The organism is Phytobacter sp. V69 (assembly GCF_965644215.1).
Taxonomy (GTDB): domain Bacteria; phylum Pseudomonadota; class Gammaproteobacteria; order Enterobacterales; family Enterobacteriaceae; genus Phytobacter.
In genome coordinates this window covers 1-1,305 of sequence record NZ_CBFFRL010000426.1, presented here as the reverse complement: position 1 = coordinate 1,305, position 1,305 = coordinate 1, and the positions used below count along the sequence as shown (strand labels likewise).

The window sequence follows — 1,305 nt, the reverse complement described above, 5'->3', positions numbered from 1 at the left end:
TTAACGCACCATGCAAGGACGTTTGTTGTCGAACGTCCAGCCAGGGATCAGATACTGCATCCCCATTGCATCGTCGCGCGCACCCAGACCGTGTTTCTGATACAGCTCGTGGGCCTTCATCACCTGGTCCATATCCAGCTCCACGCCCAGACCCGGCGTCGTCGGTACCTGCACCATCCCGCCCTTGATTTCGAACGGCTCTTTGGTCAGGCGCTGGTTGCCTTCCTGCCAGATCCAGTGGGTATCGATAGCGGTGATTTTGCCCGGCGCGGCGGCTGCCACGTGGGTGAACATCGCCAGCGAGATGTCGAAGTGGTTGTTGGAGTGCGAACCCCAGGTCAGGCCGAACTCGTGACACATCTGCGCCACGCGCACGGAACCCTGCATGGTCCAGAAGTGCGGATCCGCCAGCGGAATGTCCACGGACTGCAGGGACAGCGTGTGACCCATCTGACGCCAGTCGGTGGCAATCATGTTGGTCGCGGTCGGCAGGCCGGTGGCGCGACGGAATTCCGCCATCACTTCACGGCCGGAGAAGCCCTGCTCAGCGCCACACGGATCTTCCGCGTAGGCCAGCACGCCTTTCAGGTATTTACCGATTTTGATCGCTTCATTCAGGGACCATGCACCGTTCGGGTCGAGGGTCACGCGGGCCTGCGGGAAGCGTTTTGCCAGCGCAACGATAGACTCGGCTTCTTCTTCACCTGCCAGTACGCCGCCTTTCAGTTTGAAGTCGTTGAAGCCGTATTTTTCATACGCCGCTTCGGCCAGACGCACCACGCGGTCCGGAGTCATCGCCTCTTCGTGACGCACGCGATACCAGTCGCATTTGTCATCCGGCTGGCTCTGGTACGGCAGCGGGGTGGCTTTGCTGTTACCGACGAAGAACAGGTAACCCAGCATTTCCACTTCGCTGCGCTGCTGGCCGTCGCCCAGCAGGGACGCCACGTTCACACCGAGGTGTTTGCCCAGCAGGTCGAGCATCGCGGCTTCAATGGCGGTGACCACGTGGATGGTGGTACGCAGGTCAAACGTCTGCAGGCCACGGCCAGCGGCGTCGCGGTCAGCAAAGGCGCCGCGCACATCGTTGAGGACGTTTTTGTAGGCGCCGAGGGTTTTGCCAACAATCAGCGGTGCCGCGTCTTCAATGGTCTGACGGATTTTTTCGCCACCCGGAACCTCACCCACACCGGTGTTGCCGGAATTGTCGGTGATGATAACGATGTTACGGGTGAAGAACGGCGCATGGGCACCGCTCAGGTTCATCAGCATGCTGTCGTGCCCGGCAACCGGGATCACTTTTAC

The 1,305-nt window shown here is 60.5% G+C and carries 1 protein-coding gene; it reads right to left on the bottom strand.

Annotation, left to right across the window (positions count from 1 at the left end):
* A partial coding sequence (gene gudD, locus ACSZPU_RS25735) for a glucarate dehydratase (RefSeq protein WP_499004444.1) occupies window positions 1–1,305 on the bottom strand: 1,305 nt, incomplete at its 5' end.